A 26,508-nucleotide genomic window follows, 5' to 3' on the forward strand; every position below is an offset into this window, starting at 1 on the left:
GGCCGGCGCTATGGCCCCGTCGAACGGGGCTGGGTGTTCGGGATCCGTGAAGTGAAGAACATCGCGAGGAGAGCGGTGAAGGCGAGGATGGCGAGTGCGGCGCGCAGACCGTCGATCCTGGCCTCGGCGTTCACGTCGAGTGCCGCTTGAGTCACCTCGGTGCTCGTACCGGCCTCGTCGAGGGCGGACTTGAGCTGGGCGTCCGACAAGAACGGTACGCCGCTTTGGAGTTCGACAGCCGCCTGGCTCTTGACCTCGGCCGGGATCGCCGGATTCTCGTCCACGCTGGTGAGGAAGGAGGTCGTCAGCGCGGCGATCATGATCGACCCGGCGAGTGCCGTACCGATCGAGGCGCCGAGGTTGGTGACGGCGTTCTGGACGCCGCCGACTTCCGCGCTCTGTGATTCAGGCACCGCGGACACGGTGACCGACCCGAGCTGGGACGCCAGCGCGCCCATGCCGAGCCCGATCAACAGAAGGGGGATGGTGACGATTTCCGCACCGGCGTTCACGTCGAGCGCGGCCATCAGCGCCACCGCGCCCGCGAGCAGTGAGAGGATCCCGAGCCGCACCACCCGCCGCGGCGAGACGTCCGGGAGGAAGCGGGGGATCAGGACGGCGGCCGCCATCAGCGTCACGGAGAGCGGCAGGATGCGGGCGCCGGTCATGAGCGCGGACAGGCCCAGGGCCACCGACAGATAGAGCGGTACGACGAAGAACACGCCCATCTGAACGAGGTACTGGAAGAAGAACATCGTCAGTCCGCCGCTGAGCTGCCTGTTGTGCAGCATGGCCGGGTCGATGAGTGGTTCCTTGCGCCGCTTCACCATGTGGGTCTCCCAGGAGAGGAAGAGCCAGACCAGAAGCAGACCGGCCAGCATGAGCCACACGACCAGCGAGACCCCGAGCCACGAGGGCGCGTCGGGCTTCGGCTGGAACCAGCCCCATTCGTCCGAGCGGAGTACGCCGTAGACGAAGATGCCGAGCCCCAGCGCGGACAGCACGGTGCCGACGAGATCGATGCGCGGGCGTTCGCCGACCGGCGCGTCAGCGATGCGGCGGGCGAGCACCAGGATGCCGAACACCATCACGACCTCACCGGCGAAGACCCACCGCCAGGAGAAGTACGTCGTCGCGACACCCCCGATGAGCGGCCCCACCGCGATCGCCACGGCCCCTGCGGCCGTGACGAGACCGTAGGCGGCGGGACGGCGTTCCGTGGCGAAGTTGCTCGCCACGAGCGCCACGATCGCGGGCAGGATGAGTGCCGCGCCGATCCCCTCCAGGAACGACCAGCCGAGCAGCAGCACGGGCAGGTTCGGCGCGAGCGCCGTGGTCAAAGAGCCGCAGCCGTAGATGAAGCAGCCGATCATGAACGCGCGTTTGCGGCCGATCAGCGCCCCCACCTTGCCGCCGGGGATCATGAACATCGCCATGACGAGGGTGTAGGCCGTGATGGCGCCTTGGATACCCGTCACCGTCGTACCCACGTCTTCGGCGACCGTCGCGATCGAGACGTTCATGACCGAGCTGTCGAGCGCCATCAGGAACTGTCCGGCAGCCAGCGCCACCAGGACGATGCGCGCCGTTGCCGAACTCTCAGCAGTGCCTGTCCTGGGTGCCATGGGCGAATGGTCCCAGCGGTCCCAGCGGTCCCGCGGGATGGATCCGCGACCCGCCATGGAGATCAACTGATTGGCGGACGTGAGGTGGGTGGAGCGGTTCCGGGCGGGAGGGGGCAGGGGACCACCACCTGCCCCGATGGGCGGTGACGTCGGCGATCCAGGTGGCCGAGATGCCTGCCGGATCAGAGTGTGGAACGGTGTAGGGAGGCCGGGAACAGGGCCCGGACAGGGCGCGCGTTCCCGGGCCGCGTCGTCCAGGAGGTGGCATGGCGGCGACCAGGTCAGCAGGAGCCCTCGGAGTGCCAGCCGCAGACGAATCGTCTACCCGGCCCGTTGGACATCATCGAGGCCGAGTCGGACGACCGGCTGCGGGAGTTCGTGCCCATCCGCTACGGCCGGACGCCAGACCCTCCCTTCCGCTTCTCCGCACCGGCCGGGTCTTCGCCGAAGTCGCCTGACACGGCGTCGGCACCACGCGACAGGGAGAACCATCGATGACCGAGAACAGGACCCCTGAACAGAACCTGGGTGCGCTCGCCGAGGGCAACGCGCCAGTGTTCGAGACCCTGGTCCACATGACGACCGACACCTTCGAGAGGTCGGGTCTGGACGAGGAGACCTATCTGCTCCTGCGTATCGCCGCGCTCGTGGCGATGGACGCCGCACCCGCCTCCTACCTCCTCAACGTCGGAGCGGCCGGTGCGATCGGCGTCCCGCTGGAAAAGGTGCAGGGGACACTCGTCGCGGTCGCGCCCGTGGTGGGCAGCGCCCGGATCGTGTCGGCCGCGGGTCATATCGCGGAGGCGTACCAGGCGGCCTGACACGGCGCTGGTAGGCCGGCAAGGGGGCAGGAAATGTCTGTCGCGTCGCGAGGCGCGACTAGGGCAGGAGGACAACGATGAGTGAAAACCTGATCCTGGCGTACGACTACCCACTCCTGGGCGCGTTCTGGACGATGCTGTGGATCTTCATGTGGGTCCTGTGGCTGTTCCTGCTGTTCCGCGTCATCGGCGACATCTTCCGGGATGACTCGATGGGTGGCTGGGGGAAGACCGGATGGCTCTTCTTCGTCATCCTCCTGCCGTTCCTCGGCATCTTCGTGTACCTGATCGCCCGGGGACGCGACATGGGCAAGCGCGAGCAGGAGCATGCCATGGCGCAGAAGGCCTCGTTCGACAGCTACATCAAGGAGACCGCCGGAGGTACGGGCCACGCGGACGAGCTGGCGAAGCTGGCCGACCTCAAGAACAAGGGCGCGATCACCGAGGCGGAGTTCCAGCAGGCCAAGCAGAAGGTACTGGCGGCCTGATCCACACGTACGGGCGCCAGGCACGGTCTTCGCCCCGCCGCCGTTGTTGACCGCGTGCCTACGCCTCCACCGTGGGTTCAAATCCCACACCCACTGCGCAGGTTGACGGCCCCCTGACCAGGCCAAGTGGTCAGGGGGCCGTTGCGCTGCGCGGTGCCCGTTCGCCACCGGGGTTCCCTGTGGTGCCCCGCATGATCAGGCACAGAGCATTTGATCCGACCAGACCTTATGATCACTCCGCCCCAGCTTCCGCTGCGGCCGCGCACGCCTCCGAGACAGGCCGAAGACGATGACGAGTACGGTCCGCAAGGCTCCCTGGATCCTCGCCCGCTCCGCGCAGGCGGCGATAACGGCGGCCGCCGTGGCGGACGTGTTCCGCGCGGCGGCAGTCCGGGACCGCTACCTGCATCGCACGGATGCGTCCCTGCACAAGTCGGGCTTCGCCTCGATGATCTTCGTCTATCTGATGACTCTCGCGATCGTGCTGTTCCTCGTGTGGCTCGTCCAGTCCCGGCGCAACGCCCAGGAGCTGTCCCCCCAGGCCTCGGTCCCGACCCGGGGCTGGACGATCGGCGCGTGGTTCATACCTGTGGTCAACTTCTTCGTCCCGCGCCAGTTGGTCCTTGACATCGGGCGCGCGAGCTCCGCGTCGTGGGAGGAGAAGCGGGACACGACACTGGTGAACCTCTGGTGGGCAGCGTGGATCACGCACGCGCTCGTGCTCGTGGCGGCGGCCCGGGTTGCCCCGGGGTCGATGGCCTTCCTCGTGGTGGCGGAGGTGCTCGTGATCGCGGCTGCCGTGCTGGTGGTGCTCGTGATCGAGCGCATCACGGCGCTGCAGAGCACCGCGCTCGGCGCCACCGCCCCCGCCGCACCTCTCGTCCAGGGGTAAGGCGGTTTTCCCGATGTGCTCCCCCACAGCGACGTCATTGCCTGCGCGCGTGACCGCTGCGACGTAGTGAGCACTGGACGCCCTGGCCGCCCCACGTCTACACCATGGGCGACGTTCCGATGGACGGGGCGGTTGCGGTACTGCGCTGCTGTACGGCTCCCCCTGGAGACGGACCCGTGTGCGAGCAGATCTACTCTCCTCGGATGGACGACGCCCCTTGCTTCTGCCTCCTCTGTGCCCCGACGGAATGGGGCGGCCCCGTGTGGGAGGAACGCGACAGCCGCACAGCCAAGAGTGTCGAGGACTTCGGCTGGCACGTCATGGGCGTGGCCGGCGGTGATGCCCCTGGCGATTGGGGCTACTCAATCGGTCTGTGGCACACACTGCGTAGCCCCGAGGTAAGCGTGTTCGGCCTGCCGTCGCAGACCGCGATGCGCGTGGCGAACGCCGCTGGGGCCGCGATACGGGACGGCAACCCACTCGAGCCCGACCAGAGGCGTGAAGACGTCCTCAACGGCTACAGCGTGGCCGTCCGGCCCGTGCACCCCAGCTGGTACCGCGACTTCTTCGGCGCAGGCATCGACTTCTACCAGACCCCGCCACTGCCCATCACGCAGCTGTTCTGGCCGGACAAGGCCGGGCGGTTCCCATGGGAAGAGGGAGCGGACGAGCCGTGCCGCACGAGACAGCCGCTGCTCTGGATTCCCAAAGACGAGACCACCGGTCCATGGACCGAGGTCACGTGAGGCCGACGGGCTGGGGCACGGCAGCCTGCCGGCACCGCCACCCTGCTCATGGCGGCCGGAGTCGCGCCCCGCGTCGTGATGGAGATCCTCGGCCACTCTCAGATCGGCATCACCATGGACGTGTACACGCACGGCGTGCGGGACTCCCAGCGCGAGGCCATGAGTCACGTGGACCGGCTGCTCGGAAAGCGCCCGGTCGTCGGTGACCGTGCTCGTTGATGTCAAACGTGGCTGTCAGTGGCCCCGGGCCATGATCGGCGCCTCCTAGGGGCCTTTCGCTTGTGCCCCGGCAGGATGCGAACCTGCGACACCCGCTTCAGGAGAGAGGGTGGGGCGCCCTGCTGGTCACCTGCGGCTTCGGGCACTCCTGTATGCCCGGATCAGATTGCGTCTATCTGCCAGGCGATCACGCCGGTCGATCCCTTGATGCCGTCGACGTCGATGCGTACCGGCTTGTGCACCGTGATCCGCTGCTGGACCACTGACTGATCGCACGGCACCTTGGTCTCTGTGCCGGTGCTCGCCGGTGCGAGTGCCAACTGCGCGCTGCCGCTGCCGACGCACACCAGGTTGAGCCTGTAGGTCTTGCCCTCGCTCAGGGTGGGCTCGGTGTGGATGCCGTCGGTCACGCGTTCCGCTCCGGCCTCGACCATCTTCCCGCTGTGGACGGCGGCCAGGGCCGCCTGGGCCTGCTCGGTGAGCTTCTTCTCGGACGGTCCGGTCGCGGTGTGGGACTCGCTCGGCGCGGACGGCGACGCCGTAGCGCCGACGGCCCTACCCTCACCGCTGCCGGAGGTGCACGAGGCGAGTAGGAATACCGACGCCGCCACGGTGCACGCGGCGAGCAAGGCCCGTGGGTTCGAAGAGGTCATGACGAGGTTTCCGAGTACTTCCATCCAGTCTCTGACGTCGGAAGTGTCGCGGTTCCCTTGCCCACTTCCTCAACTCCGCAGGATCCGACGCGTCGGTATTTCTTCCAGGTGACCTTGTACCCCCATGAGCCGTACTGCAAGTGTCCGTACTTGCCGCGGCTGATGTTGTGGGAGTAGTTGTGTCCGGTGCTGACCGTCACGCTTCCGGTGACCTTGATGCTGACCTGGGCCTTGGCCTTGGCGATGATGGCGTTTGAGTCCCATTCGATGGAGCCGGTCACCTCCGTGCCGATCGTGCCGCTCTTGGTGACCGACACGGTCATGGTGCCTCCAGGACCGTCCTTGAACTTGGTCCCGTTCCACCATGACGGTATGTGGTAGGCCTTCTTCGACGTAATGCTGTACCAGGAGTAGGGGCCGTCGCAGTAGTAGGGCGTCTTCTCCAGTAGCGGCTGTTCGGTCTCGTCCTCCCACCCCTGACGGTCGTTGATGTCCGTCGTCTGGTCAGCGGATGTCGCCGTGTCGTCGGACGGAACTTCCGTAGCGACAGCGGTACCCGCAGTCATGAAGCAGAGAAGCAATGCAGTGGCAGCGCCGGTCGCAGCGCGCCCTGAACTGATGCCCATGTGACACCTTCCGGTGGACCGCCCCCGTGGCGATCAAGAACTTGGACACTATGTAGAGAGCATGCACGCGACAATCACATGATCGATTTCCTGAGGGGAACTTGAGGGTCCTATGTGCTCCGGTCGGCATCCTCCACACGGAGACGAGACCGCAGAATCCAGGTCCGCGGAACGAGTTTGGCCTGGGGCTCCAGCCGGACGGCATACGAGCCCGCAAGTTCGCCTACGGCAAGACCTGGTAGGAGTGCGACACCTAGCGCCGCGAGCTGCTCGGCAAGGTCGATCAGGGCGTGCCCGTCCCCACCCGCTCGGCCAAGCTCTGTGAGTGGCTCCCGTTCATCAGCGCGGTCGCGCGCAACGGCAACCACGGGGGCGACTACGTGAAAGCCTGGCGGCACGTCCACGACCTCTTCGCACGCGTCGGAGCGAGCAACGTCGTCTGGCTGTGGAGTCCGAACGTGGTGCGGGACGCGCCTACGGTGTCACTGCGGGCGCTGTATCCCAGGGATGCGTACGTCGACCTGATGGGGATGACGGGTTATCAGGACGACGAGTCCACAGCGGGTGCGGTGTTCGACGCGACACTCGCCCGGCTGCGCGGGGCTGTCCGGTCGCCCGGTGGTGATCGGGGAGACCGCGGCCCGGCCGGGCCGGAAGAAGGCCGCCTGGACGGCGGCCTTCTTCCGGTGATTCGCCGCGCACCCGGAGGCGATCGGCTTCGTGTGGTTCGAGCGCAGCCGTGCCGACGGCGGCCACCAGGACTGGAGGTTCACCCGGACCCCGGGGACCACCCGCGCCTTCGCGGGCGGGCCGGCCACTGTACGGCCGGCGAGGATCAGCCGGTCGTCGTAGTGGCGGCGGAGGCCGGCGGCGTCCCCGACGTCGACAAGTCCGCCGACCCGGTCAGGTCGATGTCCGCGAGCCCGCGCCGGAACGCCTTGCGCGTCGCCGCGTTCTCGGTGAAGCGCCAGTCCGCGCCGCCGCCCTGCTGCCGGTCGCGTTCGAACCAGATGAAGCCGATGATGTCGTCCTGCTTGCTCTTCCCGAGCCATGTGAAGAAGTCACTGATCCACGCCGCCTTCGACGCGCTGGGCTGGGCGCCGGCCTCGGTGATGACGATGGGGCGGTCGGTGAGCTTGCGCAGCTTCTTCAGCGTCGGGTTGAAGACGGCGGCCGCGGTCTTCTCGTGTACGGCGTAGCCGACCATGCCGATCCAGTCGGTGTAGTCGTCGCCGGGGTACAGCTCGGCCAGGCTCACCTGGGGCACCGGGCGCAGGATGTTGGGGCTCCACAACCAGATGACGTTGTCGGCGCCGGCCTGCTCGAAGAGGTCGTGGACGTGCCGCCAGGCTTTCACGTAGTCGCCCTTGTGGTTGCCGCTGCGCTGCTCCGACCAGGGGTACCAGGCGCCGTTCATCTCGTGCGCGAAGCGGATCACCACGGGCCACTGGTGGTCGGCGACGGCTTTCGCGAATTTCGTGACGTACGCGTCGTACGTGCCGCCGGCGATCTTCGCGAGGGCGTACTTCGGCTGGTCGGTGCTGTGCTTTCGCCCGGCCCAGGGCTGCCAGGAGACCACCGGGAGCATGCCCTGCCGGTAGGAGGCGTCGACGGCCGCGGGGTCGAAGTCCTCGTTCCAGTTGACGAAGTACTCGGACATGGTCGGCCGCTGCCCGGCCGCCGCAGCCAGGGTGTCGGTCTTCTTGGACGACCAGGGGATCTGGGTGCTGCTGATCCCGAAGTATGTGCCTTCGGGAGCGGTGAAGGAACCTTTCTTCGGGACGGTGGTGCGGGCGGTGGACGCGCCGGACGTGAGCCGGTCCTTGATGCCGGGCTTGGCCGCGGGGACGCCGAGGCCCTGGTAGACCGGTTCGGAGCTGGAGTTGGCGAGGATGTAGACGCCGTAGCTGAGCAGCGACAGTACGACGACGTTGGCTGTCATCCACAGTCGCAGCCGGACACCACTGCCGCGGTTCCACCAGTGCAGACGTTTGGCGTGAGCCCGGCCGGAGGGTGCGTCCGCCCTAGACACTGATCATCACCGATCCGAAGAGCAGGGCGGCGCCCAGCAGGTAGGGGACCACGACGAGCGGGCTGCGGGTGCGTTCGCCGGCGAAGCTGTCGGCGCGGGTGCCCCAGCTCGCGTTGTGGGCCATGCGGAAGAAGCCGAGGAGTCGTACCGGGAGCAGGAGCAGCGTGTTGATGATCATGAAGATCGGCAGGAAGGCCATGTCCTTGGGCCGGTAGGCGAAGTGGCGGCCGAAGCGGATGGCCATGGAGACCAGGGACATGACGGCGGCCAGGCCGAGGATGAACACCGCCGCGTGCCAAGAGGTCTGAGGCAGTGGCAGCTGGTTGTAGATGCCGGGCTTGTCGTGCTGCCAGGCGGCGACGGCCCAGGACGCGAAGGTGCCGAGCAGGACGAAGGGCACCAGGATGTCGGCGATGTAGAACAGCCAGAGCATCTTCGCGTGGCGCAGCATCCACCAGAACATCCGCAGGGTGTTGTACTGCGAGCCGCGCGCCCAGCGGTACTGCTGCTTCGCGAGCTTCCTCAGCTCCAGCGGGGCGTCGGTGTAGACCAGCGAGGTGGACTGGTAGACGCTCTTGTACCCGGCCTTGAGGGTGTAGTTGGTCAGGGTCCGGTCGTCGCTGACCTCCAGGAAGACGCCGAGGAACTTTTCGCTGAGGAAGTCCTCCATGCAGTTCTCCAGGATGCTCCGGCGGAAGGCGATGGTCCGGCCGGGCAGGCAGCCCACCGTGCCGACCACGCTCATCGCGGGCATGGAGTACTGGCAGCGGACGCTCTCCAGCCAGTCGGCCCATCGGGTGAGTATCGAACGCCCGGGGTCGAGGATCCGCTGCCGGGTGGTGACACCGCCGACCTCGGGATCGCGGAACGGCTTCACCAGCTCGGTCAGCGTGTCGGTGGTCCAGATGGTGTCCGAGTCGACGAGTACGGCGATGTCGCCGGTCGCTTCCTCCAGGCCGACGCGCAGAGCGTTGCGCTTGCCGGGCGTCTCCGTCCAGCGCCAGTCGACACCCATGTCGGTGCAGATGTCCTCCAGAACCGGATTACGTCGGCCGTTGATGACGACGATGACCTCGGTCGGCTGCTGGTCGGTTATTCGCTGGAGAACGGAACGAAAAAGGTCTTCCGGCTCGTCGACGACGGGAATGATGACGGAGGTTGTCGTCTGCCAGGGTCGCTTCCACGGTTTATATCGGCGAGCCAGCAGAATGCGGATGATCCAGAGCGACCAGACCAAGGTCATGAAAATAGCGAACGGGTAGACGACCCCGTGATTCCGCCATTCTCTCAATTCCAGCAAATATGCAAGCATCAAGTTCCCTGAGCCGTGGAATCGGGGGATTCAGGCACGGGAGGTCGTGTGTCGCGCGGCTGTGCCGGACAGCTGTGCCGACTGCTCCGCCGGGCGTGTGCAGTCCCGGTCAACCCCCACCCCTGGTGTCGGCGACCTCGACGCTGATTGCCGCCAACTGGCCGGAAAGTAGCAGGAGTTACTTTGTGCTAAATCATAAAAAACACCCCAAAGCCCCCCATCAAGATCGTTCGTTATTCAATAGAAATGTGAACGATGTGTGAGGGTTACATGTTCTTCGCGTGCTAGATCACGCTCGTGTGACGTTCCCGTGACATGGGCCGGCGAGGCCGATTCGCCCCCTTCTCTGGGTTATGGTTCCGCTCTCCATGGACCTCTTGAAGGGGTCACTGAGCACCATGTGCGGAAGGCGATTCAGTGTCTGCCCGTGTGACAGTCATAGGCACCGGATATCTCGGTGCCACGCATGCCGCCTGTATGGCGGAAATAGGCCACGAGGTTCTCGGTCTCGACGTCGATCCGGACAAGATCGCGGCACTGCGATCCGGCCGTGTCCCTTTCTATGAACCCGGTCTGGAAGAGCTTCTGGCGAAGCACGTGGCCACCGGACGGTTGCGCTTCACGACCTCGTACGAGGAAGTCGCAGAATTCGGCGAAGTCCACTTCTCCTGCGTCGGCACCCCGCAGTCGCCCGGTGGCAATGCGGCGGACCTGCGCTACGTCGACGCCGTCATCGAACACCTGGCCCCGCTTGTGGCCGGGCGGAACGCGCTCGTGGTCGGCAAGTCCACCGTCCCGGTCGGCACCGCCGAGCGACTGGCGGCGATGCTGCCTGAGGACGCCGAACTCGCCTGGAACCCCGAGTTCCTCCGGGAGGGCTTCGCCGTCGAGGACACGCTGCGGCCGGACCGGCTGGTCTTCGGCGTACGGTCGACGACGGCGGAGGCGCGCCTGCGCGCGGTCTACGCCCCCGTCATCTCGGCCGGAACCCCGGTCGTCGTCACCGACTTCCCGACCGCGGAGCTCGTGAAGACCTCGGCCAACGCCTTCCTGGCCACCAAGATCTCCTTCATCAACGCCATGGCCGAGGTCTGCGAGGCCGCCGGCGCCGACGTCACCCTCCTCGCCGAGGCCCTGTCCCACGACACCCGCATCGGCGGCCGCTTCCTGCGCGCCGGCGTCGGATTCGGCGGAGGGTGCCTGCCCAAGGACATCCGCGCCTTCATGGCCCGGGCAGGCGAGTTGGGCGTGGACCAGGCACTGACCTTCCTCCGCGAGGTCGACCACATCAACATGCGCCGGCGCGGCCGCGTCGTGGACCTGGCACGCGAAGCAGTCGGGGGCACCTTCCTCGGCCGCCGGATCGCCGTCCTGGGCGCTGCGTTCAAGCCCGACTCCGACGACATACGGGACTCCCCGGCCCTCAACGTGGCCGCGCAGATCCAGCTCCAGGGTGGCAACGTCAGCGTCTACGACCCCAAGGCCATGGACAACGCTCGCAAGGCGTTTCCGACCCTGGCCTACGCGGCCTCCGCCGAGGACGCCCTGCGTGAGGCCGATGTCGTCCTCCACCTCACCGAGTGGCAGGAGTTCCGGGACCTGGACCCCGCCGTAGTGCGGGACATGGCGGCGCGGCCGTACGTCATCGACGGCCGCAACGCCCTGGACGGTGAACGGTGGCGCGCGGCGGGGTGGACGTACCGTGCGCTCGGCCGGCCCTGAAAGCAGCCAACGCGCCGAATGAGCGCATCGACCAGAACGGCCCCGGGGCGCTCATCCCCTCGCGCCCTGGGGTGAGGACGAGGCAGGCTTCTCGATGACGCCGCCCATCGCCCGGACCTGGGCCCGCCGTGGCCACACGCCGGTCGTGCGGGTCCGCGGACGCTCCCGGCGCCGCATATCGGTCGCCGCGCTGGTCTGCTACAAGCCGGGCCGGCCATCCCGGCTGATCCACCGGCCGAGCACCGATGCCCGCCCGCACGGCCGCAAGAGCTTCGCCTGGACCGACTACCGCGACCTGATTCGGGCCGCCCACCACCACGGCGGCCCGATCGTGCTGGTCCGGGACAACTTGAATACCCACCTCGTTGCCGGCATGCGCCGCTACCTCGCCGACCGCGACTGGCTCACCGTCTACCAACTCCCGTCCTGCGCACCCGACCTCAACCCCGTCGAAGGCATCTGGTCCATCCTGCGGCGCACCACCACGGCCATTCGGGCCTTCGCCGATCCCGAGGACCTCGTCACCGCTGTCCGCCGGGGCTTACGCCGGCTCCAGTACCGCGGCGACGTCCTCGACGGCTGCCTCGCCGGAACCGGCCTCCTTTCCACAGCCCGATGAGGGAGCCGGATGAGATCATCCGGACATGAGCGCAGTTGAGCGAACGTCCGTGGAGGACCTACAGGTCATTAAGGAGTGCCTGGACGCAGCGGTGAGTGGTCCGTTCTTTGACGACTGGGAGTTCGACACTCTGACGGGTTTCACCCGGGACGAGATCGCCGCAGTCGCGGAGGCTTGGCCCTCGTCCACCGAACCGGATGTTCAAGCAGAGGCGGTGAACAGTGTGCTGGGCAACTTGCTCGGATATCCGCACGGCTACGAGCGTCGGTGGCACGAGTACTGCAGCGCAACTCTTGAGGAGATCGCCCGAGTGCGTGCTCGCTGGTGTGGTGAGGGCGATCTCAACGGGAGCGCCCAGGGCAACGTCGACGACTCTCACTGAAAGACGACATCCCCCGTTCAAGGTCAGCAGGAGTTCGATCCGGGCCCGCTCCGGCTGGTGCTGGTGCTGGTGCTGGTGCTGGTGCTGGCCTGCGGCTACCGCGGTGTGGACGTGTGGGTATGGGACCGGGCAGACGTGGTCTTCGCGCCGCGTTACAGGACCCGATGGGGGACGCCCTGGAAGAGCCCTGAACGCATGAGACTGCAGTTCGGGGTCGCAGGAGTCGTGCTTTTGGTCCTGGGGCTGGGGTCTGTGGTGGGCTGGTGACAGCGCCGACCCACCCAGCCACGGCGGGGTTTCCCCCTCTGCCCGGCCGTGCGATCGCCCGCCGGGAGTGCTCCGTGTGGGACTCTGCAGGGCATCGGGCCCCGCCCCGGCCCGTACGGTACCTTCCTGCGGCGCACCCCAACCCGCCCGCGGCAGCGGACAAGGACGCGGAGAAGCACACCGGATGAGCGCACGTTTCGAGGAGATCGACTGGCGGGCGACCCCCATGGGCGAGATCAGCCTGCGGCGTCGGCGGGATCCGGTGTCGGGGGAGGACGTGTACGAGGTGAAGCTCGGCGACGAGTATCTGATGTCCAGCCTCTTCACCGCGGGGGAGGTCGAGCTGGCCCGGCTCGGCCTGGCGGAGCTGCCCGACGGCCCGCTCGATGTCGCCGTGGGCGGACTCGGCCTCGGTTACACGGCCCGGACTGCGCTGGACGATCCGCGGGTGCGCTCGCTGATCGTCGTCGACGCCCTGGCCGAGGTGATCGACTGGCACCGGCGCGGGCTCGTACCGCTGGGCGCGGGACTGGCGTCGGACTCCCGGTGCCGGCTGGTGCGCGGGGACTTCTTCGCGATGGCCGCGGGGAGCGCGGCTGCGGGCGGTCCGGTGCCCGCAGACGGTGCGAAGGCGGGCGGTCCGGTGCCTGCGGAGGGCACGGCCCGCGGCGCCGGTGCGGCCCCGCGGGGTCTGGACCCCGACAATCCCGGCCGCCGTTTCCACGCGATCCTGCTGGACGTCGACCACTCACCGCGCCATGTGCTGCACCCCGGCCATGCCGCGCTCTACCGCCCGGCCGGTCTGACCGCTCTGGCCGAACTGCTCCATCCCGGGGGCGTGTTCGCGCTGTGGTCGAACGACCCGCCGGACGAGGAGTTCGGCTCGGTGCTCGCGAAGGTCTTCACGGAGACCGCTGCGCACGTGGTCGAGTTCGACAATCCGCTCCAGGGCGGGACCGCGGCCAACACTGTCTATATCGCCCGCAGGCACGACGGCTGAGGACACCCGGGCAGCGCAGCGGCCGCCGTGAAGAAGTCGAACTGTGCTGGTGGCTGACTCCCGGGGCAGGAGTAGCTGATTCTCGGACCCCACTCCAGCAAGATCTGGGCCTGCCGGCCGGCTGGCAGTCGGGCGGAGTTGGGTGGAGTCGGGCGGTTCGGCCTCTTGGTAGGCCGAATCGCCCGTACTCTTCATGGTCTCTACGGCATCAAATAGTGGGTGCCCATGACTGAAGGATGCACTTCATGCTGATCGCTCAGCGTCCCTCGTTGACCGAAGAGGTCGTCGACGAATTCCGCTCCCGGTTCGTGATCGAGCCGCTGGAGCCGGGCTTCGGCTACACCCTCGGCAACTCCCTGCGTCGTACGCTCCTCTCCTCGATCCCCGGTGCGGCTGTCACCAGCATCCGGGTCGACGGCGTTCTGCACGAGTTCACCACCGTGCCGGGCGTCAAGGAGGACGTCACCGACCTGATCCTCAACATCAAGCAGCTCGTCGTGAGCAGCGAGCAGGACGAGCCGGTCGTGATGTACCTGCGCAAGCAGGGTCCGGGTCTGGTCACCGCTGCCGACATCGCGCCCCCGGCCGGTGTCGAGGTGCACAACCCCGACCTCGTCCTCGCCACGCTCAACGGCAAGGGCAAGCTGGAGATGGAGCTGACCGTCGAGCGCGGTCGCGGTTACGTCTCCGCCGTTCAGAACAAGCAGGTGGGCCAGGAGATCGGTCGTATCCCGGTCGACTCCATCTACTCGCCCGTTCTGAAGGTCACGTACAAGGTCGAGGCGACCCGTGTCGAGCAGCGCACTGACTTCGACAAGCTGATCGTCGACGTCGAGACCAAGCAGGCCATGCGTCCGCGTGACGCCATGGCTTCCGCGGGCAAGACGCTGGTCGAGCTCTTCGGCCTCGCCCGCGAGCTCAACATCGACGCCGAGGGCATCGACATGGGCCCGTCCCCCACGGACGCCGCCCTCGCCGCTGATCTCGCCCTGCCGATCGAGGAGCTTGAGCTCACCGTTCGGTCGTACAACTGCCTCAAGCGTGAGGGCGTCCACTCCGTGGGTGAGCTCCTTGCGCGCTCCGAGGCCGACTTGCTGGACATCCGCAACTTCGGTGCGAAGTCCATCGACGAGGTCAAGGCGAAGCTGGCCGGCCTGGGCCTGGCCCTGAAGGACAGCCCGCCCGGATTCGACCCGACCGCCGCCGCGGACGCCTTCGGCGCGGACGACAACGCGGACGCGGGTTTCGTGGAGACCGAGCAGTACTGAACGCTGCGCCGGGTCGCGGGGGAGCCAGGAAGGCAGAGGAGCCGGCGATAAGCACCGGCCGACCGCACCCGGCTCCCCGAGGGCTCACCGGCGGAGATACAGACGCCCAAGCCCTCCGAACCTGATCAAGAGGGCGAAGACGGCCGCCATCTCTGCCTTGTCTTGCCTTCTGTCTCCCCGGATGCGGCCGAGAACGCCGCCTGACGCGCTGTCCCCCGTTTGTCGCCGGGGCACGAAACAGCCCCCTCGGAGGTCACTCCGAGGGGGCTGTTCGATGCTTAATGCGCTCCGCTCCGTAGTTCTCACGTGTTCACGGGGTTTCCCGGCTTCATGTGTGCCGGATCCGTTCCGCCGGCGACTTCTTACCGGGGATACGCCGTATGCCTGGCTGGTCACCGTTCGGCTTGCAGCCCCGGGAACAGGGTGCGAGTGCGGTGGGGGTCGGGAGCAATGAAGACCCCGTCGGCCGTGACGAGGTTCGCGTCAGGGTCTGTCTGGGTGGTGATCGACCCGCTCACGAAGATCTTGCGGTCGTCCGTGCCGGTGACGCGGACGAGGATCCGCAGAGGTTTTTCCAGTGGGACCGGGCGGTGGTAGCGCATCTGAAGGGAGACGGTCAGGCCGGGCGTTCCGGCTGCTGCGCAGGCGCGGCCCATGAGTTCGTCCAGGAGCATGGCGCTCATGCCGCCGTGGCCGTAGCCGGGCGGCCCTTCGTGGGCGATGCCGAGCGTGCAGTGACCCACCAGGCCGTCGGCGGTGGGCGTCACGTGCCTCGCATGTTCGCCCGGCCGGGTTACGACCGTGGTGACGAAGAACTTCTACCGGCCGCTGATCCCACCGGCCACTCGTCCGAGCGGCTAGCGTGCGAAGAGGCGCCCGGGCAGTGGCCGGTCCGTCGGCCCACCCGGAATGGAGAGCAACGTGACGTCCTCGTCCCTGGCCCGCGGGATCCGGGTCGCACCCCTTCTGCTGGCGACGATGGGCACCGCTGCCTCCGTAGCCGGTTGCACTGCGGAGGCCCGCTCCACGACACAGATCGAGGCAACTGCACAAGGCAGCCCGTTGCTTGCCAAGGTTGCCCGGCAGATCGCCCTGCCGGCAAAGACCTGGACGGCGTCCGGCACCCACACGGCCAAGGGGTATACGACCAAGGCGGCCCAGACCGTCAACGTCGAGGGTATGAAGGCGGACTGCGTCAACATCAACCTCAACAAGAAGCTGAGCGCCGACTTCCGCAGTGACGTGTTCGGTCCCGGCATGAAGGGGTTCTTCTACAAGTGCCAGAAGGTCCGCCCGGACACCAACCAATATTGGTTCACCATCAGTTCCGCGGACCGTACCCAGATCGACAGACTCTGCGATCCGGCCACCAGGTACCCGATCGTCCACGACGGGCAGCACGACGCCTACTGGATCGACGAGCCGTTCACGTGCACCACCCGGGTCGGTCCCTCGTAGGACATCGGCCCGCGCTCGGTTCACACCGCGTAGAGCTGTGGCCCCGTCCTGCCGAGGGACGGGGCCACAGCCGTGCCACCGGCGCCGCTCAGTGGCAGTTGAACGACTTTTTGGTGAGACTCGTGCTCAACGTGCAGATCTGACCGCGCACCGAACCGTCCGTCCTGTGGAAGGTCAGGTCCCAGGTCCCGTTGTTGTGGTGGAGTTGCCCGTAGCCGAAGACTCCCGCCTGTCGTGGCGGATTGGCCGTGGGATCCTCTTCCTGGGTGAGCGACTTATGGACGATCTCCCACGGCGTGCCGATTTGTTGAATCATGGCGTTGCTGTCGATCGGGCCTTGGTCCAGTGGTCCGCCGGAGGAGCCCACGGTCAGCTGGGGCGGGCGGCCGGTGTTGAAATCGAGCATCTGGTAGAGATGGATGTGCCCCGACAGCACCATGCGTACATTGTTCGCCAGCCGGCCCAGAGCGGTGTGGGCCACGGCGTCGTCGAGGACATGAGTCACCCATTCCACGTGGCTGGTAGTTGGACCGGCCGCCTTCACCATCCAGACCGGCTTGTGCGTGACCACGAAGAAGTCCTCGGAAGAACGGTGCTGCGCAGCCTGGTTCACCATGTCGAATTGTTGGGCGTAGGTGTTCACCTGCGTCGTGTCTCCGCTGTCGGTCGGGTCGGCGTACGACGAGTCCACGGAGACGAGGTTCAGGGTGCCGGCGCGGATCGTCTCGGGCGCAGGGAAACGGCTGCACGATCCGTCACGGAGTTCGTCGGCGAGGTAGCGGAACCACGCGTCGCCGGCACCCCCTGGATGCGTGCAGTCTTCGTGGTTGCCCCGAGTCAACGCGACGGGCGCTGCGGCCAGTAGCGCTTCGGCGGGCCTGAAGAAGTCGGCCACGACACAGGCCCAGCTGGATGCGTCGGCGCGCATCGTGCAGCCCGGGTTCCTCGCCTTGTCGTCCGCCCTGCCGGGGTCGTTGCGGTAGAGATAGTCACCGGTGTGGATCACGAGATCCGGCGCCGCGCGGGCGACGCTGTCCGCGATCGGCTTGAAGGGCCAGGCGGTCGCGCAGTGCTGCGCCGGGTCTGTCGGTTTCACCGGGAGCTCGCAGCCGGTGTCGCCGATGACATCGATCGTGCTGGGACGTGTGGTCGTGGTCCACTTCGGCAAGGGCAGGTGACCGCCGGTGGGATGGAGCGTGGACGCTTGGACCGTCGTCAGCACAAGCTGCGCGTTGGTCGCCCCCAGGGGTACTGGCGTCTTTTTTCCCGACTCGCAGACCGTGGTGGGGAAGTGCGCCCCCGTGGGGGTGCTCACCAGGTGCAGGGGGACCGTCACCTGCGTCCCATGGGTGTAGCTCACGGTGGGACACGTTTGGCTCGGGTCGGTGGACACGTAACGGATCTGGGTGCCATGGCTGGTCAGTTGGGTCCACGCCCAGGCCTCGCCGCTTGACCCCGCCCCGGGGGGAGGGGTCGGCCTGGGGGGAGGGGTGTAGCCGGGTGGCGGTGTCTGTCCGGGTGGCGTTGGCCCTGCACTGTCGGGCGCCCGTGCGGGAGTCGCCGTGGCCGAGACCGCCGTGGCCAGCACGCTCGCCACGGCGAGGGCGACGATCCGATGCATCATGTTCTGGCTCCTCCGTTTGGAATGCCCTGGGTGCCGACACCTCCCATGAGGGTCACACCGGGAATCCTCACGGACGCCTTCAACCTGTGCACCAGCACGAGGACAAATGGGTTAGGCCTCCTGGTACCAGCGACAACGAGGGGCCCGGCGCACGCGAGCCGGGCCCATGGGTTCGTCAGGATCTGCCCAGCTGGACTACGTGAGGTCGGCGGAGTGGGCTTGGCCCGTGGCCTGCCCGGTCTGGGGTCGAGTCTGTGGCCACCCGCCATGCTTCAGCGAACTGACGGGCCTCGTGGCTGCCGAACGCGTGCAGAGCGATGAGGGCTTCCATGCTCATCTCGATGCGTTTGGTATTCGTCCAGTACCGCTCTACCTCACGGAGCTTTCTGACCTTGCGAGCCCGCTCGTACCGCAGGCGGCGTACATCAAGGACGGCTACGCGAAGCGCCGCGAAGTAGGCGTCGCGTGGCTGATGCCGGGGCACCGGGTCGGTGGGAGCACAACGGACTTCGTGGTGCGAGCGTGGCACGGACGCGATCACGCAGTAGGGCCGGTTCGGGGGAACAAGCCCCTCGAACCGGCCCCTGGCCGCTGTGCCCCCGGCAGGATTCGAACCTGTGACACCCACTTTAGGAGTGGGATCGAACCTTATCGGGGGGTCCTGGCCGTGCCGTGTGGCGGTGTTCTTCCTGATCAGCGCCACGCGGTACAGGGGAGGAACAGGCGTGTGACGGCTCGTCCCACACCGCCGTGGCAACAGCGGCGGAAGGTCTGCCAGCGGCCGCGCTCGTCGTCAATGCGCTGCTGACCCAGGCTGGGAGGCCGGTGCCGAACAGTCCCAGGATGCGAACTCCTGACGAACCGCGTCGGTGTATCGGGGGCAGGCCGGTGTCGCTGGAAGGGAAGTTGTACAGGTGTGCTCTACCAGTAGTGGCGTCGGCCGCCGACCGCGTGGCCGAGGGAGCCGAAGAGGAACAGGACGACTCCGATGAGGAGCAGGATGATCCCGATTGTCCACAGGATCCCGATGTTCAGGACGAATCCGACGACGAGCAGGATGATGCCAAGTGCGATCACGGCGTTCTTCTTTCTCTCCGGCCGGTGTGCCGGCCGCTGTGAGGCGGGATGCCGTTCACTTCCTGGACCCGTTGCGCCTCGCCTCACGGGTGTGTTTGTCAGGTGGTGAGCAGGCGGTTGAAGAACGAGCGATAGTGGCGCAGGGCCCTGCGCAGAGCTTCGGTGTCGACCTGCTCGCCTCGGCTCCACTGCTCTTCGAGGTTCTTCTTGTGCTCGTCGAACGTCGCGGCGAGCGTCTGCATGACCTTGGCGACCAGGTTGTCCGCGGCCTGTACCGCCTGGCGAGGATCGTCAACGAAGGCACCCTGGATGTTCTCCCACTCCTTACGGAAGCCTTCCTCGTCCTGCGATGTCAGCAGTTGCGGCATCTCGTCGGCGTCTGTGGTCCGTGCGCCCGCCGCCTCGTCCGCCGCGGGGTTGGCCCCGTCGCGGGACGCGAGGTCGTCGGCCGCATCCGTTCTGTCGTCGCCCTCGCTCGGGTAGACCGGGGGCGGTGGAGTGGTGTTCGACGTTGCGTCGGCCTTGCGGGGCTGTGCGAGGTCCTCTGTGGACAGCCCGCTGTCACGAGTGTGCGGTGTGTCGTCGCGTTGCATGTCTCCTCCGTGTCCGGTTCGGTCCCGGCTGCCCGAAGGTCAGGCCGGGGCGTGGCGGGTCTGGCCGCCGTCGGAGAGAAGTTCGTCGAACAGCGCCCGGTAGTGCACCATGGCGCCGCGCAGTTGCTCGGTGGTGGCCTTGTGACTCGCGCTGAGTGTGTCGATCTCATGGGCGGCTCGGTAGTGCTCGAGGGTGCGGCCGTGCTCGACGGAGAGATCCTTGAGCTGCTGGTCGTAGCTTTCGGTGGGGTAGCCGCGGTCCTGCATCAGGGAGGTCACCAGATGGTCCGCGTCGTGTACGGCGTCCTCGGGCCGGTCCACGAACTCGTGCTGCACGTGGTCCCAGTCCAGTGAGTAGCGCTCGCGGAGACGGTCGGGCAGAGGCTTGATGTCGAGTTTGTCGTGCCGTTTCTCGCGTGCGCTGAGCTCCTGCTCGGCGGCGAGCCTGCTGTCGGCGCCGTCGACGGTCCGTTCGTACTCGGGGCCGAAGCGCTGGCGCAGAGCCCGGTGTCGCAGGAAAAGAGCCAGGGCCGCGGCAATCAGCACGACGACCACTGCGACGGGAATGACGATCGCCAAAAGCATGCCGGTAGACATCTGACCGACCTCCTCATGGATGGGCGATATCCGCTGTGTTCCCCATTTGTGTTAATTGGTGCTTCACAGTCGGGCTTTGGGCCTCCTCCCTGCGGCAGGCGCCGACGCATGAGATCCGGAACGCAAGCCCGGCTTCAGCATCGGACTCTCAAGACCGACCCCAGCAGCTCAGCCAGCGAATGCCGGTCCGCCGCCGGTGTTGCGTGTTCTGGCGACGGCTGCGGTGAGTTGCTGCTGGACCGGGTCGGGCAGGGGCGCGCCTTGGACGGTGGTGACGACGTCCTCGGCGAGGCGGTGCAGTTTCGAGTTGGTGTTCTGGGGCGCTGTGACCAGTACCTGCCACGCCTCGTCGGGGTTCAGACCGAAAGAGGCCATGAGGATGCCGCGTGCCAGGTCGATGTCCGGGTGGGTGCGCAGCGCGTGCCTCGGCTGGACGACTTCGGTCCGCAGGAGGTCGTCGTCGGTTTCTTCGCGCGGCGGCCCGGGCTTTCGGGCGGGCGGGTCAGCATGCTCGTGGGCGGGGGAGAAGAGGCTGTGGGTGTCGGTATAGGTCAGCAGTCGTTCGACGGCGGGGCTGGCCGTGGTGACGGTGACCGTCTTCCCCGCCGCGACTGCGTCGCGGCGAGCGGCCAGCAGCACGTTGAGTGCAGAGCAGTCCGCGAAGTGAATTTCGCTGAGGTCCAGGTCCACACCCTCGGCCGACCGCATGATTGCATCGCGCAGGGCGTGCCGGAGGCTCTGGCAGTTGTCGAGGCAGAACTCTCCGCTCACGGTGACGGTCACGCGGATCCCGGCCGGCTCTGCCTGCACCGGCAGCGCGCCGGTGGACGGCGGTGTGCGGTCGGCTTCGTCGCTGGTGAGCGGTGTGTCCGGGGACGGTAGCGTCGTCATGCTCGCCTCCTCCGGTCCTCCGGGTTGTTCTTCTCCAGGCTCAGCCGCCTCTGCGCGACACGTCAACCCCTACACGAACTTTTCTTCGTGTTTTTGGGTGCGCGAACGGGTGGTCGTAACATGGAGTCGTGACGGAAGTTCATGGAGTGCCCGAGCCGCACACGGGGTGGACGTTTCTGACCAATCACGCGCGCGTGCTGGCCAGCATCGCCGACAACCACCACGCGCGGGTTCGCGATATCGCGGCGCGATGCCGGCTCACAGAACGGGCCGTCCAGAAGATCATCGCGGACCTGGAGCAGGACGGATACCTCTCCCACACCCGCCACGGCCGCTCCAATCTGTACAGGATCGACCCGGACAAGGTGCTGCGCCACCCGGCCGAGGAGGGCGTGACCGTGGCCTGCCTGCTGTCGATGCTGGCCAGGGACGAGGACGAACGCCACGGCGCCGGCGACCATGCCCGGCCCGGTTCGTGAGGGGATGCGGTCTGCCGCGACCTACAAGTTCTGCCCGCCGGTCAGGGAACGAGCCGTCGGTTGGTTGTCCGACGACGAGGAGACCGTGATGGAACCTGTAGGCGTCTTCACCAAGGAAAACGGAGAGATGCTCCACCCCGCCAACGGCACACGGCGGTTCATCGAGCCGTACGAGGAGATTGACCTCCCGCCGGTCCGGCTCCACGACCTCCGCCACGGTGCCGCGACCCTCGCCCACGCGGCCGGGGCCGACCTGAAGGACATCCAGGAGATGCTCGGCCACTCCTGATCACCATCACGGCCGACACGTACACGAGCCTGCTCCCCGAGGCCGACCTGGCGATCGCCGAGGCCGCAGCCCGGCTCGTACCGCGCGCCCGCGCCACCTCCGAAAACCCCGCCTCCGAAGCGGAGGCCGAGCCTGACGACGCGGAGCATCCTGGCCCGGAGTCCATGCCGGATGATGCCGCGAAGATCAACTCTCCGTCCGCTCACGCACCGCTCACGCACCGCTCACGCACCGCTCACGCACCGCTCACGCAAACGGCCCCGGACGAGGAGTCCGAGGCCGAATAGAGCGCCTCCCTGGGGGAGAAACCCCAGGTCAGCGATGTAACGCGTTGTGCCCCCGGCAGGATTCGAACCTGCGACACCCGCTTGAGGAGTTCGATCAACGGGGCGTCGCTGCATGCCGTGGCGCAGGGTCTGAGGTCGCGGTGAACCGACTGGGGCTGCTGCTGTACGCCGTCGTTGATGTCAGGTGTGGATGTCAGGCGGGCCGAGGCACGATGCTCACCGCGCGGTAGTCGTACCCGTCCTGCTTGAAGCCGGGGGCTTCCCATTCGAGCTCTACTTGTTGTCCGGGCGAGAGGCTTCGGAAGCCGGTCATCTGGATGTTGGAGAAGTGACCAAAACACCTACCGGGGGTCTCCGGGCAGTCGAGTACGCCCCACCCTTCCTCGTCGCGCCACTCACGGACGGTCGCAGTCACCATGTGGGGCAGCCTACGGGCTGCTCGTGCCGAGTGAATCTCTCCGACATTCCCCGCTGTTCCCCGCCCGATCCGGTGCGGCTGTGGTGCGCGCATTCGTTGTCCATGTTCCGGGCCACCTACCGCTTCTGCGCCCGGTAGCGCTTCATCAGCGCAGTGATCCGTGCGTGGTCCGCCGGGCCGTTGAGCTCGAGCACGAGATCGTCGGGACACAACTCGTAGAGATCGCCCCACCATCGTCGTCCTCGGTTGCCCCAGACCCAGTAACCACCCGGCATGCCCCGCCGGGCTTGGTCGTGGTCCTCCAGCGGACCCTTGAGCGCATTGACGGCGGCCGTCCCGACCCGGCGGCCCTTCGGTACCCCTGCCACAAAACCCCTCGTGCATCGCTGATCGGCCGGGACCCTAGGGTGCGTGCTGCCAGGCGGGGAGCGAGGTGCGACGGTGCAGCGCGTCCGACAGCATGACGAGCTGCCGTACATCCGCGTCCAGGCCCTGCGCCTGCGGTACCGCCACGGCGACTGCGTTGTACGGCGCTTCCTCGCCCTCCGACTGGGCTTTGAGCGCGGCACACAACCGGTCCGCAAGGAGGTCGGCAGAGGACTCGGAGAGGTCCGTGACCGTCACCTCGGCCGGCCCGAGGTAGGGGCTGATGCGTACCAACCCGTCGCGGCACTCGATGGCGCGGCGATAGTAGTGGCGGTCGACCGCGCGCGGCCGGCGCAGAAGGCTCCATGGCCTGGCGTGGTTGTGGTGGAGAGCGTCCTGCGGGTATGCCTCGTGCAGCAGGCTCCACAGCGGATGCAGGCGGTGGTACATGCGGCGTCGTTGTCGGCGCAGGCGCATGACCGAGAGACGGGCGCGGGCCGCCGGGTAGCCGGCTCCGATGAGGAACAGCGGGATCGCCACGGCGATGATGTGGCCGGAGATCTCGGTGACCGCCGGGGCGACCGCTCCTCCGTGCCAGCGGACCACGGTCAGTACCGCTCGGATCGCGCTCGCCGCGGCTATGCCTGAGAGGGCGGAGGCCATCAGCCACAGGCCGACGGACAGGGCGCGCTGTGACGCTCGCGCATAACGACAGGTCCAGCACAGGGCTGTGGCCAGGGCGTAGACCAGATACAGATCGGCCAGGAGATAGAAGGCCGCCAGGGCGGAGAGCCGCATGTTGACGCTGTCGTAGCTGCCGCCCGTGTCGTGCCCGGCGGCGGCGATCGTGGCCAGCGAGGTCCCCAGAAGAGTGAGTCCCAGGGGGAGCATTTCCCAACGGGCGCGTATGCGCCCTCTCCGCGGATCCGTCGCGGAGTACAGGTAGAAGCACATCAGCCAGAAGACCATCGCGAACGCGAAGGCGTTCTGCACCAGCCGCGGCGCTCCGGGCCCGCCGACGGAGCGGATCACCTTCGCGGCGGGCGGCAGCGCGAGTCCGAAGGAAGCGGCCGCGCTCGCCAGACACAGGGTCACGGCACGCAACGGAGCGTCATGCGGGGACGTCACGATCTGGCGGATCTTCCAGCCCAGGATCAGGACGAACACCGTACCGACGACGAGTGCCAGCGCGATCACTGCCAGCCCTGCCGATCGCCGAGTGCGGACTGGACGCGATCGACCGACGGGGCCACGGACGAGGACGAGTCGACATAGTCCAGTACGGAGGCCCATTCGAGGATGATGGTGGCGACCAACTCGGCCTCGCGTTCGTGCTCCTCGTCGTACGAGGTGCGCCAGAGAGTCTTCTTGGTGACCTCGACGGAGATGTCGGGCAGCAGCTGCTGCCAGATTTCGTTGCCGGACACCGTGCTCCGGTGGTCCGCCATGATGTGCCCGACCTCGTGCAGGATGATGTGGTCCTGGTGGACCTTGCTCGTCTCGCGCTGATAGAGGATGTAGTCCGCCGAGCCCGTCGCGATCCAGACGCCGAACGGGCCGGGGACGGGCAGCGGATGAGGCACGAGACGAATGGGCCGTCCGCGGCGCTCTCCCAGGCGCCGGCACAGTACGTCCACCCGCAACGGCGTCTCGATGCCGAGGGATTGAAGCTCCCGTCTGCAGCGCCGACGCAGCTTGCGCTCGTTCAAAACCGTCCTCTCGTATGTCTGACCTCCGCGCCGCCGATCGGGCAGCACGAGGTCAGGTGGGGGTAACCAGAGGGAATCTCAGGACAGTTCACGGTTCCGCGTGGTTCACGGCCGTCCCGTGGTGCCCGTGATCAGCATCCGTGTCAGCGGCTGCTTCAGTGTGCGTTTTTACGTGTGTGTCGTCTACCTCACGTACGCGACCGGCGTCGCCCGGGTCATGGCGTGTCCTGCTGCTCCGCCTCCGCTTGTTCGAGGCGGTAGACGACATCGAGGAGGTCCATGACCTGTTTGCGGCGCTCGGCGGAGAGCTGGCCCGCCCGCATCGCCATCAGCCTGACGTCGCCCTCCGGCGAGGAATCGGCCAGGCGCGCCTGGGCCTCGGCCAGCACATTCAGTTGTTCGGCGACACGGTTGCTCGTTTCCGTGTCGAGGAAGTAGGCAGTGGGCACGCCGAAGAAACCGGCCAGTGCTTCCAGGTGCTTGAGCGTCGGGTTGGACTTGATGCCTTTGCGCAGCTGCCAGATGTAGCTCTGGGAGATGGTGACGCCGGTGCCCCTGATGGCGGCCGCGACCTGCTCGTTGCTGTACTCGTGGCCCACGTCGGGCCGTACGTTCGCAAAGAGCTCGTTGAGCTTGTCCGCAAGACTGCGGTCCGCCCCGTCGGCCATGGGCGCCTCCCCGCGCTCTTCCACTGTGGTGAATGGGGACAGAGTGTAGCGATGTCATACCAGTTGAACCAGGCCAACCTGTGGTCTAGGGTCTTGACGCACAACGATCTCAACTGTGGTGAAAGCCTGGACCGTTGAACTTTGTACCTGAGTCGACGGACGACCACCGGGCCGGAGCCATCGGTTGGCTCCACTCATGGGGGAGAGGATGCTGTGGTGTCGGTGACGGGGGAGATCGCTGAGGGAGCGGTCGATCCGGCAATACCGAAAGGAATCGGGGGAGTTCTCGACCGGGCAGTGGAGCGGGTGCCCATCCGTCTGCTGGCAGGCGTGAGTTCGCCCCGTACAACGGGCGCAGACGACCGGCACGCACGGGCGCTCGCCGAACTGGACGTACCCCTGCCGCCCGTCGTCGTGCACCGCCCGACGAAGCGGGTGCTCGACGGGGTCCACCGGATCAGGGCGGCGGAACTGCGGGGAGAGAGTGACGTCGAGGTCCGCTACTTCGACGGCGGCGAGGAGGAAGCCTTCCTGCTCGCTGTCCAGCTCAACTCGGCGCACGGCAAGCCGCTGTCGTTCGACGACAGGACCGCCGCCGCGCGGCGCATCATCGCCTCGCACCCGCACTGGTCGGACCGGCGCATCGCCTCGGTGACCTGCCTGTCGGCCAAGACCGTTGGGGTCCTCCGGGGGTGTTCGACCGGAGGCGGTCCGCAGTCGAACAAGCGGGTGGGTCTCGACGGCCGTGCACGACCGCTGCATCCGGCCGAAGGGCGCCTGCTCGCAGGCGAGTTACTTGCACAGGACCCAGACCTTTCCCTGCGCGAGCTCGCCCGGCGTGCGGGGATGTCCGTGGCGACGGCGAGCGACGTACGTCAACGCTTCCTGCAGGGCCGGGAGTTGTTGCCGCCCAGGCTGCGGGGTGGTGGACCGGCGGAGAGCGGTGGGCCCAAGCCTTGCGGTCAGGATGGCGACGACGGTTCGAGGGGCGCGGGCGCCCCCGGCGGTTTGAGCGGCACCGGCGGCACCGGCGGCTCCGGCGGCGCGGGCCGCGCCCAAAGCCCCGCCCTGCTCGAAAGCCTGCGCCGCGATCCCTCCGTACGGCACTCCGAATCGGGGCGCAGGATCCTTCAGCTGCTCAGCATTCACCCGACGGGCCCTTCTGGATGGCAGAAGTTCGTCCATGACGTCCCGGCCCACCGCGCCGATGTCGTCGCGCGTATCGCACGGGATTACGCGGAGGCGTGGCTCCATGTCGCGCGCGCACTGGAAAGCAATTCCTGACGGCGTTTGCAATAACCCCAGTGTCCCCAGCTCTGGTTGAGCATTCCTTGCCGTCGAAAAGCTGCCCGAATAGCCTCTGAATCGCTTGAGGATCCC

At 67.3% G+C, this 26,508-nt stretch carries 29 protein-coding genes, 1 tRNA gene and 4 pseudogenes; 16 read left to right on the forward strand and 18 right to left on the reverse strand.

Going from position 1 to position 26,508, the window contains the following annotated elements:
* Positions 1-8: 8 nt before the first annotated feature.
* Positions 9-1,625: an MFS transporter gene (locus tag OIC96_RS27495; protein ID WP_330305281.1), complete on the reverse strand. Its 1,617-nt coding sequence runs from the start codon at positions 1,623-1,625 to the stop codon at positions 9-11.
* Positions 1,626-2,119: 494 nt separating this feature from the next.
* Here OIC96_RS27495 and OIC96_RS27500 point away from each other — a divergent pair, with 494 nt between their 5' ends.
* The 5 genes and pseudogenes from OIC96_RS27500 to OIC96_RS27520 form a co-directional block, all read left to right on the forward strand.
* A complete protein-coding gene (locus OIC96_RS27500) occupies positions 2,120-2,446 on the forward strand; it encodes a carboxymuconolactone decarboxylase family protein (RefSeq protein WP_330305280.1) in 327 nt (108 codons plus the stop codon).
* Positions 2,447-2,523: 77 nt separating this feature from the next.
* Positions 2,524-2,934, forward strand: coding sequence for an SHOCT domain-containing protein (locus OIC96_RS27505; protein ID WP_330305279.1), 411 nt, complete (start codon positions 2,524-2,526; stop codon positions 2,932-2,934).
* 289 nt (positions 2,935-3,223) lie between these two features.
* Positions 3,224-3,826 (forward strand): DUF4328 domain-containing protein, encoded by a 603-nt coding sequence (locus OIC96_RS27510; RefSeq protein WP_330305278.1) that lies wholly within the window; start codon positions 3,224-3,226, stop codon positions 3,824-3,826.
* 203 nt (positions 3,827-4,029) lie between these two features.
* The gene (locus OIC96_RS27515) at positions 4,030-4,572 is read left to right on the forward strand and encodes a DUF4262 domain-containing protein (RefSeq protein WP_330305277.1); all 543 of its coding nucleotides are present in this window, start codon (positions 4,030-4,032) and stop codon (positions 4,570-4,572) included.
* A 30-nt stretch (positions 4,573-4,602) separates the two neighbouring features.
* Positions 4,603-4,791: pseudogene (locus OIC96_RS27520) on the forward strand (tyrosine-type recombinase/integrase); the annotation flags it as partial.
* A gap of 61 nt (positions 4,792-4,852) precedes the next feature.
* Here OIC96_RS27520 and OIC96_RS27525 read toward each other — a convergent pair.
* The 3 genes from OIC96_RS27525 to OIC96_RS27535 all read right to left on the reverse strand — a co-directional run bounded on the left by OIC96_RS27525 (position 4,853) and on the right by OIC96_RS27535 (position 6,010).
* Positions 4,853-4,937: transfer RNA gene (locus OIC96_RS27525), tRNA-Arg, on the reverse strand.
* Between the two features lie 15 nt (positions 4,938-4,952).
* Positions 4,953-5,444, reverse strand: a complete 492-nt coding sequence (locus OIC96_RS27530; protein ID WP_330305276.1) for a hypothetical protein — start codon at positions 5,442-5,444, stop codon at positions 4,953-4,955.
* A complete protein-coding gene (locus tag OIC96_RS27535) occupies positions 5,441-6,010 on the reverse strand; it encodes a hypothetical protein (RefSeq protein WP_330305275.1) in 570 nt (189 codons plus the stop codon). The genes OIC96_RS27530 and OIC96_RS27535 overlap by 4 nt, the downstream gene beginning before the upstream one ends.
* Before the next feature lie 248 nt (positions 6,011-6,258).
* Between OIC96_RS27535 and OIC96_RS27540 the strand changes: the two are divergent.
* Together OIC96_RS27540 and OIC96_RS49935 are read left to right on the forward strand one after the other, a co-directional pair.
* Positions 6,259-6,408: pseudogene (locus OIC96_RS27540) on the forward strand (site-specific integrase); the annotation flags it as partial.
* 42 nt (positions 6,409-6,450) lie between these two features.
* Positions 6,451-6,597, forward strand: a pseudogene (locus tag OIC96_RS49935) (beta-mannanase); the annotation flags it as partial.
* Here the strand turns inward: OIC96_RS49935 and OIC96_RS27545 are convergent.
* The 3 genes from OIC96_RS27545 to OIC96_RS27555 form a co-directional block, all read right to left on the reverse strand.
* Positions 6,553-6,888 (reverse strand): hypothetical protein, encoded by a 336-nt coding sequence (locus tag OIC96_RS27545; protein WP_330310434.1) that lies wholly within the window; start codon positions 6,886-6,888, stop codon positions 6,553-6,555. The pseudogene OIC96_RS49935 and the gene OIC96_RS27545 sit on opposite strands and share 45 nt — an antisense overlap.
* A 17-nt stretch (positions 6,889-6,905) precedes the next feature.
* Positions 6,906-8,012 carry a glycoside hydrolase family 26 protein gene (locus tag OIC96_RS27550; RefSeq protein ID WP_330305274.1) on the reverse strand — a complete coding sequence of 369 codons (1,107 nt, stop codon included), beginning with the start codon at positions 8,010-8,012 and terminating at the stop codon, positions 6,906-6,908.
* Between the two features lie 82 nt (positions 8,013-8,094).
* Positions 8,095-9,345, reverse strand: a complete 1,251-nt coding sequence (locus OIC96_RS27555; protein ID WP_330305273.1) for a glycosyltransferase family 2 protein — start codon at positions 9,343-9,345, stop codon at positions 8,095-8,097.
* Between the two features lie 486 nt (positions 9,346-9,831).
* Between OIC96_RS27555 and OIC96_RS27560 the strand changes: the two genes are divergently transcribed.
* The 5 genes and pseudogenes from OIC96_RS27560 to OIC96_RS27580 all read left to right on the forward strand — a co-directional run bounded on the left by OIC96_RS27560 (position 9,832) and on the right by OIC96_RS27580 (position 14,672).
* A complete protein-coding gene (locus tag OIC96_RS27560) occupies positions 9,832-11,136 on the forward strand; it encodes a UDP-glucose dehydrogenase family protein (protein WP_330305272.1) in 1,305 nt (434 codons plus the stop codon).
* Between the two features lie 73 nt (positions 11,137-11,209).
* A pseudogene (locus tag OIC96_RS27565) lies at positions 11,210-11,755 on the forward strand (transposase); the annotation flags it as partial.
* A 25-nt stretch (positions 11,756-11,780) separates the two neighbouring features.
* Complete coding sequence (locus tag OIC96_RS27570; protein WP_330305271.1) at positions 11,781-12,137, forward strand: hypothetical protein; 357 nt, start codon at positions 11,781-11,783, stop codon at positions 12,135-12,137.
* A 451-nt stretch (positions 12,138-12,588) separates the two neighbouring features.
* Positions 12,589-13,404, forward strand: a complete 816-nt coding sequence (locus tag OIC96_RS27575) for a spermidine synthase (RefSeq protein WP_330305270.1) — start codon at positions 12,589-12,591, stop codon at positions 13,402-13,404.
* 245 nt (positions 13,405-13,649) lie between these two features.
* A complete protein-coding gene (locus OIC96_RS27580; RefSeq protein ID WP_330305269.1) occupies positions 13,650-14,672 on the forward strand; it encodes a DNA-directed RNA polymerase subunit alpha in 1,023 nt (340 codons plus the stop codon).
* A 392-nt stretch (positions 14,673-15,064) separates the two neighbouring features.
* On the opposite strand, the gene OIC96_RS27585 is transcribed toward OIC96_RS27580, so the two are convergent.
* Positions 15,065-15,439 carry a PaaI family thioesterase gene (locus OIC96_RS27585; RefSeq protein ID WP_330305268.1) on the reverse strand — a complete coding sequence of 125 codons (375 nt, stop codon included), beginning with the start codon at positions 15,437-15,439 and terminating at the stop codon, positions 15,065-15,067.
* A gap of 154 nt (positions 15,440-15,593) precedes the next feature.
* Here OIC96_RS27585 and OIC96_RS27590 point away from each other — a divergent pair, with 154 nt between their 5' ends.
* Positions 15,594-16,130, forward strand: a complete 537-nt coding sequence (locus OIC96_RS27590) for a hypothetical protein (RefSeq protein WP_330305267.1) — start codon at positions 15,594-15,596, stop codon at positions 16,128-16,130.
* Positions 16,131-16,218: 88 nt separating this feature from the next.
* On the opposite strand, the gene OIC96_RS27595 is transcribed toward OIC96_RS27590, so the two are convergent.
* From OIC96_RS27595 to OIC96_RS27615, 5 genes are all read right to left on the reverse strand, one after another.
* Complete coding sequence (locus OIC96_RS27595) at positions 16,219-17,490, reverse strand: metallophosphoesterase family protein (RefSeq protein ID WP_330305266.1); 1,272 nt, start codon at positions 17,488-17,490, stop codon at positions 16,219-16,221.
* Positions 17,491-18,675: 1,185 nt separating this feature from the next.
* A complete protein-coding gene (locus OIC96_RS27600) occupies positions 18,676-18,831 on the reverse strand; it encodes a DUF6131 family protein (RefSeq protein ID WP_330305265.1) in 156 nt (51 codons plus the stop codon).
* 98 nt (positions 18,832-18,929) lie between these two features.
* A complete protein-coding gene (locus OIC96_RS27605; protein WP_330305264.1) occupies positions 18,930-19,424 on the reverse strand; it encodes a hypothetical protein in 495 nt (164 codons plus the stop codon).
* Between the two features lie 39 nt (positions 19,425-19,463).
* Positions 19,464-20,021 carry a hypothetical protein gene (locus tag OIC96_RS27610; protein WP_330305263.1) on the reverse strand — a complete coding sequence of 186 codons (558 nt, stop codon included), beginning with the start codon at positions 20,019-20,021 and terminating at the stop codon, positions 19,464-19,466.
* Positions 20,022-20,189: 168 nt separating this feature from the next.
* Complete coding sequence (locus tag OIC96_RS27615) at positions 20,190-20,912, reverse strand: STAS domain-containing protein (protein WP_330305262.1); 723 nt, start codon at positions 20,910-20,912, stop codon at positions 20,190-20,192.
* A gap of 128 nt (positions 20,913-21,040) precedes the next feature.
* On the opposite strand from OIC96_RS27615, the gene OIC96_RS27620 reads away from it, so the two are divergent.
* Entirely contained in the window at positions 21,041-21,391 is a 351-nt protein-coding gene (locus OIC96_RS27620; RefSeq protein WP_330305261.1) for a helix-turn-helix transcriptional regulator, read from the forward strand.
* Between the two features lie 88 nt (positions 21,392-21,479).
* Positions 21,480-21,680, forward strand: coding sequence for a tyrosine-type recombinase/integrase (locus tag OIC96_RS27625; RefSeq protein ID WP_330305260.1), 201 nt, complete (start codon positions 21,480-21,482; stop codon positions 21,678-21,680).
* Between the two features lie 480 nt (positions 21,681-22,160).
* On the opposite strand, the gene OIC96_RS27630 is transcribed toward OIC96_RS27625, so the two are convergent.
* From OIC96_RS27630 to OIC96_RS27650, 5 genes are all read right to left on the reverse strand, one after another.
* Positions 22,161-22,385, reverse strand: a complete 225-nt coding sequence (locus OIC96_RS27630; protein ID WP_330305259.1) for a cold-shock protein — start codon at positions 22,383-22,385, stop codon at positions 22,161-22,163.
* 116 nt (positions 22,386-22,501) lie between these two features.
* Positions 22,502-22,753 carry a hypothetical protein gene (locus OIC96_RS27635; protein WP_330310433.1) on the reverse strand — a complete coding sequence of 84 codons (252 nt, stop codon included), beginning with the start codon at positions 22,751-22,753 and terminating at the stop codon, positions 22,502-22,504.
* Between the two features lie 34 nt (positions 22,754-22,787).
* Positions 22,788-23,948, reverse strand: a complete 1,161-nt coding sequence (locus OIC96_RS27640) for an MAB_1171c family putative transporter (RefSeq protein ID WP_330305258.1) — start codon at positions 23,946-23,948, stop codon at positions 22,788-22,790.
* On the reverse strand, positions 23,945-24,334 hold the full coding sequence (locus tag OIC96_RS27645; protein ID WP_330305257.1) for a hypothetical protein: 390 nt from the start codon (positions 24,332-24,334) through the stop codon (positions 23,945-23,947). The genes OIC96_RS27640 and OIC96_RS27645 overlap by 4 nt, the downstream gene beginning before the upstream one ends.
* A 341-nt stretch (positions 24,335-24,675) precedes the next feature.
* Positions 24,676-25,128 (reverse strand): helix-turn-helix domain-containing protein, encoded by a 453-nt coding sequence (locus OIC96_RS27650; RefSeq protein WP_330305256.1) that lies wholly within the window; start codon positions 25,126-25,128, stop codon positions 24,676-24,678.
* Positions 25,129-25,458: 330 nt separating this feature from the next.
* Between OIC96_RS27650 and OIC96_RS27655 the strand changes: the two genes are divergently transcribed.
* Positions 25,459-26,412 carry a ParB/RepB/Spo0J family partition protein gene (locus OIC96_RS27655; protein WP_330305255.1) on the forward strand — a complete coding sequence of 318 codons (954 nt, stop codon included), beginning with the start codon at positions 25,459-25,461 and terminating at the stop codon, positions 26,410-26,412.
* Positions 26,413-26,508 lie beyond the last annotated feature (96 nt).

This window comes from Streptomyces sp. NBC_00775 (assembly GCF_036347135.1).
GTDB classification, from domain to species: Bacteria; Actinomycetota; Actinomycetes; order Streptomycetales; family Streptomycetaceae; genus Streptomyces; species Streptomyces lutosisoli.